Here is a 13,173-nt window from a genome sequence, read left to right as displayed (position 1 = left end):
CCGTAGTTTTATGCCTGACAGGATTTCTGCGTCAGCCAGCGCTGGCGCAATTTATCCCACATCCAGTTATAAGCCATGGTATAGGGCAGGAAGAACAGGAAGAACGCGACTTCCACCATAAAGGCTTGCAGCAGCGTAATCTTCAGCATCCAGGCGGCAATCGGTAAACCGATGACGATAAAGCCCCCTTCAAAGCCCAGCGCGTGGATGGCGCGCAGACCGAGGCCGCGTTTTCTCTGCGGCGGCCAGATGCGATCAAAACCGGTGTTATAGATCATGTTCCACAGCATGGCGACCGTTGACAACATAATCGCCAGCGCGCCCATCTGAAACAGCGGCTTTTCCATAATCCAGGCTGCCAGCGGTGCCACCGTGAGAATCGCCAGCACTTCAAATCCTGCAGCATGATAAAAACGTTCTTTCAGCGAACGGGTACGCATATAAACCTCCTATTAGGTAACGCGACACATTTTCTCACCGCGAAATGCTAAGATAAAATGATTACCTATCGATAAAAGCGATGGTTCACCATGAAATACTCCCCGGAATCCCTTGAGGCCTTTGTGCAGACCGTTGCCAGCGGCTCGTTTTCTGCGGCAGCGCGGGCGCTGGCAAAAAGCCAATCCACTATCAGCAGCGCAGTGGCTAATCTGGAAGACGATCTGGGTTTCACGCTGTTTGATCGCAGCGGCCGTCAGCCGGTATTAACCGAACAAGGGCAGCGTGCCCTGGCGCAGGTGCAGCAGATTCTGGCGGCCAGCCAGCGGCTGGATGAGCTGGCGGTGCGGCTGTCGCAGGGCGTTGAACCACGTCTCAGCATTGCGATCTCTGATTTCTGGCAGGCCGATCACCATGAAAATTTGCTCAACCGCTTTGAAGCGCGTTATCCGGATATCGAATTTGAATGCATGATTGCTGAAGATGCGGATGCGCTGGATCTGTTGCAGGCCGGGCGTGTGCATCTTGGTGTGGTGCGCGCGCAGCCACAGCTGCCGCCGGATCTGGCGGTGGCGCGTTTGCAGGTGGGGGCGGAGATGGCGATCTATCTGCATCAGGATCATGCGTTATCGCAATCAAAGCAGGTGAGTGAGGCACAGCTCGGTGAGTTACGCCATTTGCGGCTTAATACCTGGGTGCAAAACCGTGAACCGCTACCCGCCGGGCGCGTGTGGTCGGCGCCTTCTTATTTGTTGCTGCTGGAGATGGCGGAGCAGGGGTTCGGCTGGAGCGTGTTACCGCGCTGGCTGGTGGAGCAGTTTGGTCATCAGGTGCTGAAAGAGTTACCGGTGCCGGGCTGGCCACAGCGCATCGCGGTGGATGTGATCTGGTCGCGCCGCAATCCGCCGGGACCCGCCGGACGCTGGATGATCGATCAGCTTTGCGCTCAGCAGCCCAATTAATCGCGGCGTGCCACGTCGGCCAGCGCGGCATCCAGCAGCCGAATTAATCGCGGCGTGCCACGTCGGCCAGTACGACATCCAGCAGCCGAATTAATCACGGCGCGCCACGTCCGCCAGTGCGGCATCCAGTAGTCGCACCAGATCCTGCGCCGCCAGTTCAATATCGAGCCCGCGCTTGCCGCCGGAGATAAAGATGGTGGCAAATTCCGCCGCTTGTTGGTCGATTACCGTCGGCAGGCGTTTTTTCTGCCCCAGCGGGCTGATGCCACCCACCAGATAACCGGTCACACGCTGCGCCAGTTGCGGATCGGCCATGTCGGCTTTTTTCGCGCCCAACGCCTTTGCCACTTTTTTCAAATCGAGCTGCGAGGAGACTGGCGTCACGGCTACCGCCAGCGCTTTGGCATCACCGTTGAGCGCCACTAACAGGGTTTTGAACACCTGACGCGCATCGAGATTGAGCTTGCGCACCGCCTCGTCACCAAAATTTGTTTCATGGCTGTCGTGCTCGTAAGGGTGCAGAGTGAAAGCGACCTTTTGTTTTTCCAGCAGTTTTACGGCGGGTGTCATGTTCTGTCCTTGCTACGAAAATTCTTATTTCAGTTTTGGTGAATAATACTGGCGAAATTCTGAACTTTGCGCGAAAATTGGCCGGCGCCAGCAATGCTGGTGATAACCAAAATCATAAACAAATTCCTCTTTGACGGGCCGATAGCGATATTGGCCTTCTTTTTTGCCTGCAATTCGCCGCGCATCCGCTTTGCCTGCCGCTCAACTGCTCAACTGCTCAACTGCTCAACTGCTCAACTGCTCAACTGCTCAACTGCTCAACTGCTCAACTGCTCAACTGCTCAACTGCCAAACCTTTTTTCCGCACGATCATACAGACGCACTTCCTCGTACTGATGACTTTCAGAACTTGTGGGCACAACAGGTTTTGCGCTAGCGCTGGTTACGACTTCAGCAACCCTGGCAAATTATCCTCGCCATACAGATGCAGCGCACCGACAGCCACCACATAGCGGCCTTTTGGCAGCGCCTGCAATAACTCGCGCCAGTGCTGATTACGATTACGCATCAGCGTGTCATTAAGATCGCTACTGAAGGTGGTCGGCAGCGCCACCGGCTGCTGACTGGGTGGCGCATCCAGCCACCAGCTGATCATGGTTTGCAGCAGGCGGGCATTGGTGTGCCAATGCTCCAGCGTATCCAGTAACAGCGATAAACCCTCCTGCGGCAGCGACTTCAGCAGCGCGATCTGGGTTTCCGGGCCTTCTAATTCGATAATGCGCTTATTGGCCGCCTTTGCTGCCATCAGCAATTGGTAGTCGATACCGTATTGCGGCCGTAACCCCAGGCGCTGCGCCTGTTGCGCCTGCAGCATCAAGGCGATTTGCCAGAACGGCAGCGTATCGAACACCGTCATGGAAAGCGAAAGCTCATCGCACAGGGCATCCAGCCGCTGCAACACGTCTGCATCCAGTCGCATCGCCAACGGTGCATAGTCATCGTCATTGCTGAAGGGCGATGCGCCCTGGGTTATATCGGCTTCGACAATCAACGCATCGGCTTGACTCAGCTGACGCAACAGACCAGCCGGCAACGGCTGCATATCGCGCGTGCCCATATGAATGCTGCCCGCCAGATGCAAGCGTCGATCGCCCAATTTGATATCCATTGCCGGCCAGGTATAGCGCGCCGGGAAGAGGCTGGCGGCCATCTGCTGGAAGCTGTGCCACAGATTGCGTCTCATGCCCTGTCCTTTTGAAGTCAAAAATCCATGCTAGCGATTTCAGTCACTGAAAAACAGGGCAGAGAGGGCGATTAACGTTTTGCCGGCTTAAAGCGCAACAAACGATTCGCGTTGCTCACCACGGTAATTGATGACAGTGCCATCGCCGCGCCCGCCACGATCGGGCTGAGCAGTAAGCCGGTGAACGGATAGAGCACGCCCGCAGCAATCGGAATTCCCAGGCTGTTATAAATAAAAGCACCAAGCAAATTCTGACGCATATTGCGCAGCGTCGCGCCTGCCATCGCCAGCGCATCGGCAACACAGTGCAAATCGTTGCGCATCAGCGTCATGGCGGCGGTTTCGACGGCCACATCGCTGCCGCCACCCATCGCAATGCCGACATCGGCCTGCGCCAGCGCGGGTGCATCGTTGATGCCATCGCCGACCATCACCACTTTGCGCCCTTGCTGCTGCAACTGAGCAATCGCCTGCGCTTTGCCTTCGGGCAGCACGCCCGCAATCACTTCATCAATACCGGCTTCGGCAGCAATTACTTGCGCGGTTTTCTGGTGATCGCCGGTCAGCATGATTAACCGATAACCCAACTGGTGCAGACGCTGTAAAGCCTCCGCGCTCTCCGGACGCAGGCTGTCACGCAGGGCGATCAGGCCCAGTAACTGGCGCTGATCGGCCAGCAGTACCGGCGTGGTGCCTTGCGCAGCGAAACGGTCGATATCTTGTTGTGCGGCGCGGTAATCAATCTGGTGCTCATCCAGCAATGCCTGATTGCCGAGCAGCAGCGTTCTGCCTGCCACTTTAGCGCTCACGCCTTTGCCACGTATTGTACGAAATTGCTTAATCGGCTCGTCACTGAGATCCGGTGCTGCCGCCAGAATCGCTTTCGCCAGTGGATGGTTCGAACCTTGTTCCAGCTGTGCCGAGGCGCTCAATACCTGCTGTTGATTCCAGTCACCGTACACCAGCACATCGCTGACCTGCGGGGTGCCGCGCGTCAGCGTGCCGGTTTTATCAAACACGATGGTATCGACTTCGCTGGCACGCTGCAGCGCATCAGCATCACGCACCAGCACACCCAGTTCTGCCGCACGGCCGACGCCGGCAATTACCGACATCGGCGTTGCCAGCCCCAGTGCGCAAGGGCAGGCGATAATCAGCACTGTGGTGACGATCACCAGCGTGTAGGCCAACTGTGGCTGCGGGCCGACCAGATACCACACCAGACCCGCCAGCAGGGCAATCGCTACTACCACCGGCACAAACACTGCCGAGATGCGATCGGCCAGGCGGCCAATGTCCGGTTTGCTGCTCTGCGCCTGGCGCACCAGATTGATGATGCGAGCCAGCGTGGTGTGGCTGCCGGTGGCGCGTGCCACGAAGCGCAACGTGCCATCCTGCACCAGCGTCCCGGCATAGACTTTATCGCCCGGCTGCTTCGCCTGTGGCACCGCTTCACCGGTCAACATCGCTTCATCAAACCAGGCTTCGCCGCTCTCGACTTCGCCATCCACCGGCACGCGATCGCCAGTCACCAGTTTCAGCAGCATGCCAGGCTGGACCTCGCTAAGAGGCATTAACGTTTCACCTTGTGCGTCGATGACACAGGCTTGCGCGGGCGTCAGATCCAGCAGCCGTTCCAGTGCCTTAGAGGCACGCTGGCGTGCTCGCTGTTCCAGCGCATGGCCGAGATTGATTAACCCGACAATCATCACGCTGGCTTCGAAATAGAGATGTCGCGCCTGCATCGGGAAAAATTCCGGCCACAGCGCCACGCTCATCGAGTAGAGCCAGGCTGCACCGGTCCCCAGCGCCACTAAAGTGTCCATGGTGGCGGTGCCGTGCCGTAAGCTACGCCACGCACTGCGATAGAAGTGACCGCCAGCGATCACCATCACCAGCAAGGTGATAACGCCGAGCGAGCGCCATAACGTTTGGTTGGTGTCGCTGAGCATCATATTGTCGCCGAGCATGCCCCAAATCATCATGGGTACGCCAAGCAGCAGCGCCAACGCCGCTTGCCAGCTAAAGCGGCGCATCGCCTGCTGTGCGCTGACCTGCTGGCGTTCACGCCGCGTCTGTTCATCGTCGATCACTTCTGCGGAATAGCCCGCCTGATCCACTGCACCCATCAGCGCTTCGGCTTGCGCATCGCCTAACACCAGCGCACTGCGCTCTCCGAGGTTGACGCGGGCCTGACTAACGCCAGGCACTTTCTGCAATGCTTGTTCCACCCGGCTCACACAGCTGGCGCAGCTCATGCCGCCAATCAGCAAATGGTGAACCGGAAGGTTTTCTTCTGCCGGTTGCGACTCCGTTGTCAGCGCCTCCGGCGGCGGCTCTGTTGCTGTCAACGGCTCAGGCTTTGGGCTGTCTTTCACCGCTGCGTGATAGCCGGCCTGTTCCACGGTGGCAATCAGATCGCTGACGCTGGCAGCACCGGTGACGCGCGCTTCCTGCTGGGTGACTTCCGCTTGTTCCACATCGTCACGCTGCTCCAGCGCTTCTTTGACCCGTTTGACGCAGTGGCCACAGGACAAACCGTCCAGCGCCAGTAATTGTGTGTGTGACATCTTAAACTCCTTAACGAGAGGTTTGACTGTCTGCAAACTTTGCATTAGTTATAGAGCCTAAACCTTCCATTCAGGGGAAGGTCAAGAGGCAGAGACATGAACATCAGCGATGTGGCAAAAAAGACCGGGCTGACCAGCAAGGCGATCCGCTTTTACGAAGAGAAGGGCGTGGTGACGCCGCCGTTACGCAGTGATAATGGTTACCGCAGCTACGCCGCGCATCATATCGATGAGCTGAATCTGCTGCGCCAGGCTCGCCAGGTCGGCTTTACGCTGGACGAATGCCGCGAACTGGTGACCCTGTTCAACGATCCCGCTCGCCACAGCGCGGATGTCAAAGCGCGCACCTTGCAGAAAGCGGATGAAATCGCCGCGCACATCGAAGAATTACATGCGATGCGCGCGCGACTGCTGGAACTTGCTGAAGCCTGCCCCGGCGATGACAGTGCCGATTGCCCGATCATCAATCATCTGGCGGGCTGCTGCCGTCAGGGCGAAGGGAAGCGCGGCTGAATCATCAGCGTGATGCCGACCACACCGGTGACGATCACTGGCGTTCCAGCGGGCAAATCTTCTGTCGCTTGTACACGCCAACTGCTGTCGCCAATGCGCACATGACCTAAACCATCTTTGAGCGTGGAATCCAGGGTCAGGTGCATCCCGATCATCTGCGATCCGCGTTGATTCAGGGTGTTGGGCTGCTGAGAAACCTCACGGTAGCGCATCCAGCGATACCAGAAGTAGACGCACAGCAACGTCAACGCAGCGAACAGCATGCCCTGATGCGTCCACGAGAACGGGAAGCACCACTCAATCAGGCCGACCAGCACCGCCGCTAAACCACTCCACAGCAGATAACCGCTGGTGCCGAGCATTTCAGCGGCCAGCAACAGGCCGCCCAGCGTCAGCCAGAACCAGTGTGGATGGGCAATCAGTTCCATCAGGATCACGGTTTACGCTCCTGACGGCTCTCCTTCAGCAATTCACCGATACCGGCAATGGAACCCAGCAAACTGCTGGCATCCAGCGGCATCATCACCACTTTGCTGTTATGAGATTCACCGATTTTCTGCAGCGCATCGGTATATTTCTGCGCCACAAAGTAGTTCACCGCCTGAATGTCGCCGGCGGCAATCGCCTCCGACACGGCACGCGTGGCGTTGGCTTCCGCCTGCGCCTGGCGTTCACGCGCTTCGGCCTGCAGGAAGGCGGAGGTTCGCTCACCTTCGGCTTTCAGAATCTGCGACTGCTTATCCCCTTCGGCGCGAAGAATCGCGGCCTGACGCACGCCTTCTGCGGTAAGGATGTCGGCACGCTTGGTACGTTCGGCTTTCATCTGCGCGTTCATCGCCGCGATCAGTTCCTGCGGCGGGCGAACATCGCGAATTTCGATACGGGTGATTTTGACGCCCCACGGATTGGTGGCTTCATCGACGATGTGCAGTAAGCGGGTGTTGATGTTATCGCGCTGCGACAGCATCTCATCTAATTCCATGCTACCGAGTACCGTACGGATGTTGGTCATGGTCAGATTGAGAATCGACAGCTCAAGATTGCTGACTTCATAGGCCGCGCGCGCAGGATCAACCACCTGGATAAAACACACGGCATCAATGGTGACGTTAGCGTTATCTTTGGAGATGATTTCTTGCGAGGGAATATCTAGGACTTGTTCCATCATATTGATCTTGCGACCAACACGATCCATGAAGGGGACGATCAAACTCAGGCCTGGCGGTAGGGTTTTGGTGTAACGACCAAAACGTTCCACCGTCCACTGATAGCCTTGTGGCACGATTTTTACACCAGCCCACACCGTAACGAGCGCGAGCACGATAATGACGGGAATCACAGTCAACATATAACCTCCTGGTTGTCAGATTGTCGGGCCGAGTCGTTCGGCCCGTTTCACGCGCGGTACCGATCAGTACAGCAGCGAGTACAGCTGGCGGCGATAGCGGGTGGCGAGGGGATCACCGGTACCCAGCGCAGCCAAAATCTCCTGGAACATTTTACGTACCTGACCTTCGCCGGCACTGAGATCGTTCTTCAGGAAGCTGAACAGCAGATCCAACGCTTCTTCGTTACGGCCCACCTGATGCAGCTGTAAAGCAAGTTTAGCAGCCAGTTCCGCATTCGCGGGCTCGCTGGCCAGCTGTTCCTGCAGTTGTTGAATTTCAGGGGTATCCGCAGCTTGTTTCAGCAGATCAATTTGCGACACCAGACTCTGATAGCGAGTGTCCTGATCCTGCAATGGCACCACCGCCAGCACGGCTTCCGCTTCTTCGCTGCGGCTCAGGGTGATCAGCACCTCTGCCAACAGGAAACCAATTTCACTGTTCTGGTTGCTCAGCGCCCAGGCATCTTTCAGTAACGGCAGCGCATCCAGTGGTTTGCCTTCTTCCATCAGCTGCATTGCCTGATGGGTTTTAATCTCTTCTTCACGCGGCAGCACTTTTTGCAGCAGTGCGCGAATCGCTTCTTCCGGCTGCGGGCCCTGGAAGCCATCTACCGGCTGCCCGTTCTGGAACAGATACACGGTTGGAATCGAGCGCAGACCAAACTGCGATGCCACCATCTGCTCTTTATCACAATCCAGTTTGGCCAAAATGAACTGACCCGCGTACTCCTGCGCCAGACGCTCCAGCACCGGCGTCAGCTCCTGACAGTGTTGGCTGCGATCGGACCAGAAATAGAACAGCACCGGCATCTGCGTGGATTGTTCCAGCGTCTGGTGCAGGTTGGATTCGTTGATGTCGATAATCAAAGCGTGTGACATGAATACGTCTCTTTGCAGAAAGTGTGTTGAGAATATGGGGGCAAGCTGCCCCGCTTCAAGTTCAAATCTAGCTTGTCGATCAGTTGCTGCGCAAGATGCGATCCAGCATCCAGCCCGGTAACAGGCGTTTCAGCAGGCTCATCATCCATGCGACCAGCGTCACTGGATAGCGCAGGCGCGGATGTTTGCTTTCCAGCGCGTGGCGCAACTTGGGCAATATCGCTTCCGGCGGCAGGGTGAAGCGCGCGGCAATGCCCGGATTACGCACCGGTTTGTCCTGCTCGCCCTGATGCACATTGTCGGTGAAGCGCGTGGCAATCGGGCCTGGCTCGATCAAACTCACGCGCACGCCGGCATCGCGCACTTCCATGCGCAGCGCATCGCTCCAGGCTTCCAGCGCCCATTTGCTGGCGGCATAGGCGCCGCGTCCGGGCGTGGAGATCAGGCCCAGCACCGAGCTGGTATTGATAATACGCCCATTACCGCTGGCTTGCAGGGCAGGCAGCAGGCGCATCGTCAGTTGGTGCGTACCAAAGAGATTGGTGGAGAACTGTTTTTCCAGCTGCGCACGCGAGACGCTGCTCAGCGGGCCGTACTGACCAAAGCCGCCGTTGTTAAACAAACCGTGCAGGCGATGCTCGCACAATTCCAGAATGCGGTCGGCGGCGGCATCTACGCTTTCCGCATCATCAAGATCGAGCTGGACGCCAGTAAAGCCCAGCGCCTCCATGCGCGCCACATCATCCGCGCGACGGCAGGCGGCAATCACGCGATAGCCGCGGGATTGCAGATCGTTGGCGGCCGCTAAACCGATGCCGCTGGAGCAGCCAGTGATTACGATTGTTTTTTGCATTTCTTTACCTGTTAAAAATCACACGCCTGCTTTAATTCTGCTTTACTAGCGGAGCCAGTTCGTTGGCCATCAGATTGGCGATAAACGGCTGCGCATCCGGATTGGGGTGAATACCGTCCTGCTGCATCCATTCCGGCTTCAGATAGACCTGCTCCATAAAGAAGGGCACCAGAGGAATGTTGTACTGCTGTGCCAGCTGCGGATAGATCGCGCTAAACGCCTCGGTATAACGACGTCCATAATTAGCGGGTAAACGAATTTGCATCAGCAGCGGCTGCGCTTTGGCGGCTTTGACTTCGTCGATCACTTTACTCAGATCCTGCGCGATATTGGCAGGCGGGAAGCCGCGTAAGCCATCGTTACCGCCCAATTCGATTAACACCCAACGGGGTTGATGCTGTTTTAATAGGCCAGGCAAACGCGCCAGCCCTTGTCCGGCGGTATCTCCGCTGATGCTGGCGTTAATAATCTGGGGCTGCTGTTGCCAGGTTTTATTGAGCAGGCTGGGCCATGCCGCAGTGGCGGACATGCGATACCCGGCGCTCAGGCTGTCGCCCAGCACCAGCAAGGTATCGGCGGCGGCGATGCGGGACACCAGCAGAAGCAATAACAACAGGAAGGGATAATGCCAGCGGAAAACATTGTTGCAGTTCATCATCTTACTAAGTCCGTCGGTCAGGGAGAGCATCAGCTGACCATCCTTACCGGAGTTGAGCTGGTTGTCAAACCAGCTGAGACCATCGCGCTGATTGGCGAATCGGGTTCCGGCAAATCCACATTGCTGGGCATTCTGGCCGGGCTGGACGATGGCAGCAGCGGCGAGGTCAATCTGCTCGGTCAGCCGCTGCATAATATGAACGAAGAGCAACGTGCCGCGTTGCGCGCGCGGGAAGTGGGCTTTGTGTTCCAGTCCTTTATGCTGGTGCCGACGCTCAACGCGCTGGAGAACGTGCAGCTGCCCGCCTTGCTGCGCGGTGACAGCGATCGTGACAGCCGCGCGCAATCAGTCGATCTGCTGACTCAGCTCGGTTTAAAAGATCGTCTGCATCATCTGCCCGCGCAGCTTTCCGGCGGGGAACAACAGCGTGTGGCACTGGCGCGTGCGTTTAGCGGCCGTCCTGGTTTGCTGTTCGCCGATGAACCGACCGGCAACCTGGATCGCAAAACTGGCGATCGCATCGCCGACTTACTTTTCTCCCTCAACCGCGATTTCGCCACCACGCTGGTTCTGGTGACGCACGATGAGCAACTGGCGGCGCGCTGTGATCGTCGGCTGCGACTGCGCGACGGCAAGCTGTGGGAGGAGACATGATTTGGCGCTGGTTCTGGCGTGAATGGCGCTCGCCGTCGCTGCTGATTGTCTGGCTGGCGCTGACGCTGGCGGTGGCCTGCGTGCTGGCGCTGGGCTCGATCAGCGATCGCATGGAAAAAGGGCTGAGTCAGCAGAGCCGTGATTTTATGGCAGGCGATCGCACCCTGCGCAGCAGTGCGCCCGCGCCGGAAGCCTGGTTGAACAAAGCACGCGATGAAGGGCTCTCGGTCAGTCGTCAGCTCAGTTTTATGACCATGACCTTCGCCGATCAAACGCCGCAGCTGGCGGATGTAAAAGCGGTGGACGATGCCTATCCGATGTTCGGCACTTTGCAGACCGATCCGCCGGGATTAAAACCGCAGGCGGGCACGGTGCTGGCCGCGCCGCGACTGCTGGCGCTGCTTAACCTCAAAGTCGGCGACAACGTCGATGTGGGTGACACCACGCTGCGTATTGCCGGTGAAGTGATACAGGAGCCGGATGGCGGCTTTAATCCGTTCCAGACCGCGCCACGCCTGCTGATGAACCTCGCGGATGTCGATAAAACCGGTGCCATTCAGCCCGGTAGCCGACTCAGCTGGCGCTACAAGTTCTCCGGCGATCCGGCTCCGCTGGCGCGTTATGACAGCTGGATCCAGCCGCAGTTAAAAGCCGGTGAGCGCTGGATCAGCGTCGAAAACTCCGAAGATGCGCTGGGTCGCTCGATGCAGCGCGCCCAGCAATTCCTCCTGTTATCAGCACTGCTGACGCTGATGCTGGCGATTGCTGCCGTGGCAGTGGCGATGAGCCATTACTGCCGCAGCCGCTACGATCTGGTTGCAGTGCTGAAAACCCTGGGCGCGACGCGCAACGCCTTGCAACGGCTGATCATCGGCCAGTGGCTGGCGGTGCTGCTGCTGGCGGCCATCGCAGGCAGCGTGCTGGGGCAGGGGATTGAGATCATCCTGCTGGCGATGCTCAAACCGGTGCTGCCCGCCGCGTTACCTGCCGCCAGCTTCTGGCCGTGGCTGTGGGCGATTGGCGCGATGTTTGTGATTTCGCTGCTGGTGGGATTACGCCCGTATCGCCTGCTGATGGCGACTCAGCCGCTGCGTGTGCTCCGGCGCGATGCGGTGGCGAACGTCTGGCCGCTGCGGTTTTATCTGCCTGCGATGGCGCTGGTGGTGGTTGGCCTGCTGGCATTATTGATGGGTGGCAGCAAAATGCTGTGGGCGCTGCTGGCGGGCGTGGTAATGCTGGCGCTGCTGTTGTCACTGCTCGGCTGGGGCACGCTGTTGCTGCTGCGTAAGCTGGTGGTGCGCAATCTGGCGATGCGTCTGGCAATCAACCGTCTGCTAAGACAGCCGGTGATGACGCTGAGCCAGCTGGCGGCATTTTCGCTCTCTTTCATGCTGCTGGCATTACTGCTGGTGATGCGCGGCGATCTGCTGGATCGCTGGCAGCAGCAGTTGCCGCCGGATGCGCCGAACTACTTCCTGCTCAACATGACGCAGGAACAGGTGCCGCAGGTGCGCGACTTCCTCAATCAGCATCAGGTTAAACCGGAATCCTACTATCCGATTGTGCGTGCGCGTCTTACCGAATTGAACGGCAAAGAAGCCGATCCGAAGATGGATAACGCGCTGAACCGCGAACTCAATCTGACGTGGCAATCGGAGCGACCGGATCACAATCCGCTGCTGGCCGGAAGCTGGCCGCCGAAAGCCGGTGAAGTGTCGATGGAAGTGGAGCTGGCGGATCGCCTTGGACTGAAGCTCGGCGATACCCTGACCTTCAGCGGTGATACCCAGCAGTTCAGCGCCAAAGTCACCAGCCTGCGCAAAGTGGATTGGGAGAGTCTGCGGCCGAATTTCTTCTTTATCTTCCCGCCAGGCGCGCTGGACCAACAGCCGCAAACCTGGCTGACCAGCTTCCGCATGGACAGCAATCCGGCGCTGTTGGCCCAGCTCAATCGTGCCTTCCCGACGCTGAGCTTGCTGGATGTCGGCAGCATGCTGAAACAGATCGGTCTGGTACTGGCGCAGGTAAGTCAGGCACTGGAGATCATGGTGGTATTGGTGACGGCCTGCGGTGTACTGCTGCTGCTGGCACAGATTCAGGTCGGTATGCGACAGCGCAGGCAAGAGCTGGTGGTGTATCGCACGCTGGGTGCGAGTAAACGCCTGCTGCGCGGCACGCTGTGGTGCGAGTTTGCCTTGCTTGGCGTGGTGTCAGGGATCGCGGCGGCACTGGGCGCAGAAGCGGCGCTGTGGGGATTACAGCGTAAGATCTTCGATTTCCCGTGGGAGCCAGACTGGACGCTGTGGATTGCGTTGCCTATTTGCGGCGCACTGCTGTTGTCACTGTGCGGCGGCTGGCTGGGCGTGCGACTGCTGAAAGGGAAGGCGCTGTTTAAGCGGTTTGAAGCGGCTTGAAGGTAATGGGCGGCATGAATGCCGCCCCTACGATGGCATCGAATCTGCAGGGGAGTCAAAGGCAGCATTATTTCGTAGGGGACGCATTTATG

The 13,173-nt window shown here is 58.2% G+C and carries 14 protein-coding genes; 4 read left to right on the top strand and 10 right to left on the bottom strand.

Translation table 11 applies throughout. From position 1 onward, the window contains the following. Positions 1 to 8: 8 nt before the first annotated feature. On the bottom strand, positions 9 to 440 hold the full coding sequence (locus LBW88_RS21120) for a multidrug/biocide efflux PACE transporter (RefSeq protein ID WP_200573229.1): 432 nt from the start codon (positions 438 to 440) through the stop codon (positions 9 to 11). A gap of 90 nt (positions 441 to 530) precedes the next feature. Here LBW88_RS21120 and LBW88_RS21115 point away from each other — a divergent pair, with 90 nt between their 5' ends. Further along, positions 531 to 1,400, top strand: coding sequence for a LysR family transcriptional regulator (locus LBW88_RS21115; RefSeq protein WP_224934103.1), 870 nt, complete (start codon positions 531 to 533; stop codon positions 1,398 to 1,400). Between the two features lie 90 nt (positions 1,401 to 1,490). On the opposite strand, the gene ybaK is transcribed toward LBW88_RS21115, so the two are convergent. The 4 genes from ybaK to copA all read right to left on the bottom strand — a co-directional run bounded on the left by ybaK (position 1,491) and on the right by copA (position 5,723). After that, entirely contained in the window at positions 1,491 to 1,970 is a 480-nt protein-coding gene (ybaK, locus tag LBW88_RS21110) for a Cys-tRNA(Pro)/Cys-tRNA(Cys) deacylase YbaK (RefSeq protein WP_224934102.1), read from the bottom strand. 29 nt (positions 1,971 to 1,999) lie between these two features. Beyond that, the gene (locus tag LBW88_RS21105; protein ID WP_224934101.1) at positions 2,000 to 2,155 is read right to left on the bottom strand and encodes a hypothetical protein; all 156 of its coding nucleotides are present in this window, start codon (positions 2,153 to 2,155) and stop codon (positions 2,000 to 2,002) included. Positions 2,156 to 2,352: 197 nt separating this feature from the next. Further along, positions 2,353 to 3,153 carry a TraB/GumN family protein gene (locus tag LBW88_RS21100; protein ID WP_224934100.1) on the bottom strand — a complete coding sequence of 267 codons (801 nt, stop codon included), beginning with the start codon at positions 3,151 to 3,153 and terminating at the stop codon, positions 2,353 to 2,355. A 71-nt stretch (positions 3,154 to 3,224) separates the two neighbouring features. Next, complete coding sequence (gene copA / locus LBW88_RS21095) at positions 3,225 to 5,723, bottom strand: copper-exporting P-type ATPase CopA (RefSeq protein WP_224934099.1); 2,499 nt, start codon at positions 5,721 to 5,723, stop codon at positions 3,225 to 3,227. A gap of 96 nt (positions 5,724 to 5,819) precedes the next feature. Here copA and cueR point away from each other — a divergent pair, with 96 nt between their 5' ends. Next, positions 5,820 to 6,236, top strand: coding sequence for a Cu(I)-responsive transcriptional regulator (gene cueR / locus LBW88_RS21090; RefSeq protein ID WP_224934098.1), 417 nt, complete (start codon positions 5,820 to 5,822; stop codon positions 6,234 to 6,236). On the opposite strand, the gene LBW88_RS21085 is transcribed toward cueR, so the two are convergent. The 5 genes from LBW88_RS21085 to tesA all read right to left on the bottom strand — a co-directional run bounded on the left by LBW88_RS21085 (position 6,212) and on the right by tesA (position 10,013). Further along, positions 6,212 to 6,670 (bottom strand): NfeD family protein, encoded by a 459-nt coding sequence (locus tag LBW88_RS21085; protein ID WP_224934250.1) that lies wholly within the window; start codon positions 6,668 to 6,670, stop codon positions 6,212 to 6,214. The genes cueR and LBW88_RS21085 overlap by 25 nt on opposite strands. Then, the gene (locus tag LBW88_RS21080; protein WP_224934097.1) at positions 6,670 to 7,584 is read right to left on the bottom strand and encodes an SPFH domain-containing protein; all 915 of its coding nucleotides are present in this window, start codon (positions 7,582 to 7,584) and stop codon (positions 6,670 to 6,672) included. The genes LBW88_RS21085 and LBW88_RS21080 overlap by 1 nt, the downstream gene beginning before the upstream one ends. Positions 7,585 to 7,647: 63 nt before the next feature. Continuing rightward, positions 7,648 to 8,502 carry a thioredoxin family protein gene (locus tag LBW88_RS21075; RefSeq protein ID WP_224934096.1) on the bottom strand — a complete coding sequence of 285 codons (855 nt, stop codon included), beginning with the start codon at positions 8,500 to 8,502 and terminating at the stop codon, positions 7,648 to 7,650. A 79-nt stretch (positions 8,503 to 8,581) separates the two neighbouring features. Then, positions 8,582 to 9,355: an SDR family oxidoreductase gene (locus LBW88_RS21070; RefSeq protein ID WP_224934095.1), complete on the bottom strand. Its 774-nt coding sequence runs from the start codon at positions 9,353 to 9,355 to the stop codon at positions 8,582 to 8,584. A gap of 31 nt (positions 9,356 to 9,386) precedes the next feature. Continuing rightward, positions 9,387 to 10,013: a multifunctional acyl-CoA thioesterase I/protease I/lysophospholipase L1 gene (gene tesA, locus LBW88_RS21065; RefSeq protein WP_224934094.1), complete on the bottom strand. Its 627-nt coding sequence runs from the start codon at positions 10,011 to 10,013 to the stop codon at positions 9,387 to 9,389. Between tesA and ybbA the strand changes: the two genes are divergently transcribed. Together ybbA and ybbP are read left to right on the top strand one after the other, a co-directional pair. Next, complete coding sequence (gene ybbA / locus LBW88_RS21060) at positions 9,981 to 10,667, top strand: putative ABC transporter ATP-binding protein YbbA (protein ID WP_224934093.1); 687 nt, start codon at positions 9,981 to 9,983, stop codon at positions 10,665 to 10,667. The genes tesA and ybbA overlap by 33 nt on opposite strands. Then, positions 10,664 to 13,081, top strand: coding sequence for a putative ABC transporter permease subunit YbbP (ybbP, locus tag LBW88_RS21055; protein ID WP_224934092.1), 2,418 nt, complete (start codon positions 10,664 to 10,666; stop codon positions 13,079 to 13,081). The genes ybbA and ybbP overlap by 4 nt, the downstream gene beginning before the upstream one ends. Positions 13,082 to 13,173: the final 92 nt, after the last annotated feature.

It is taken from the genome of Pantoea sp. alder81 (assembly GCF_020179835.1).
Classification (GTDB): Bacteria; Pseudomonadota; Gammaproteobacteria; order Enterobacterales; family Enterobacteriaceae; genus Pantoea.
Note: the sequence above shows the minus strand (reverse complement) of the source record. Positions and strands in the feature narration are given on the sequence as shown.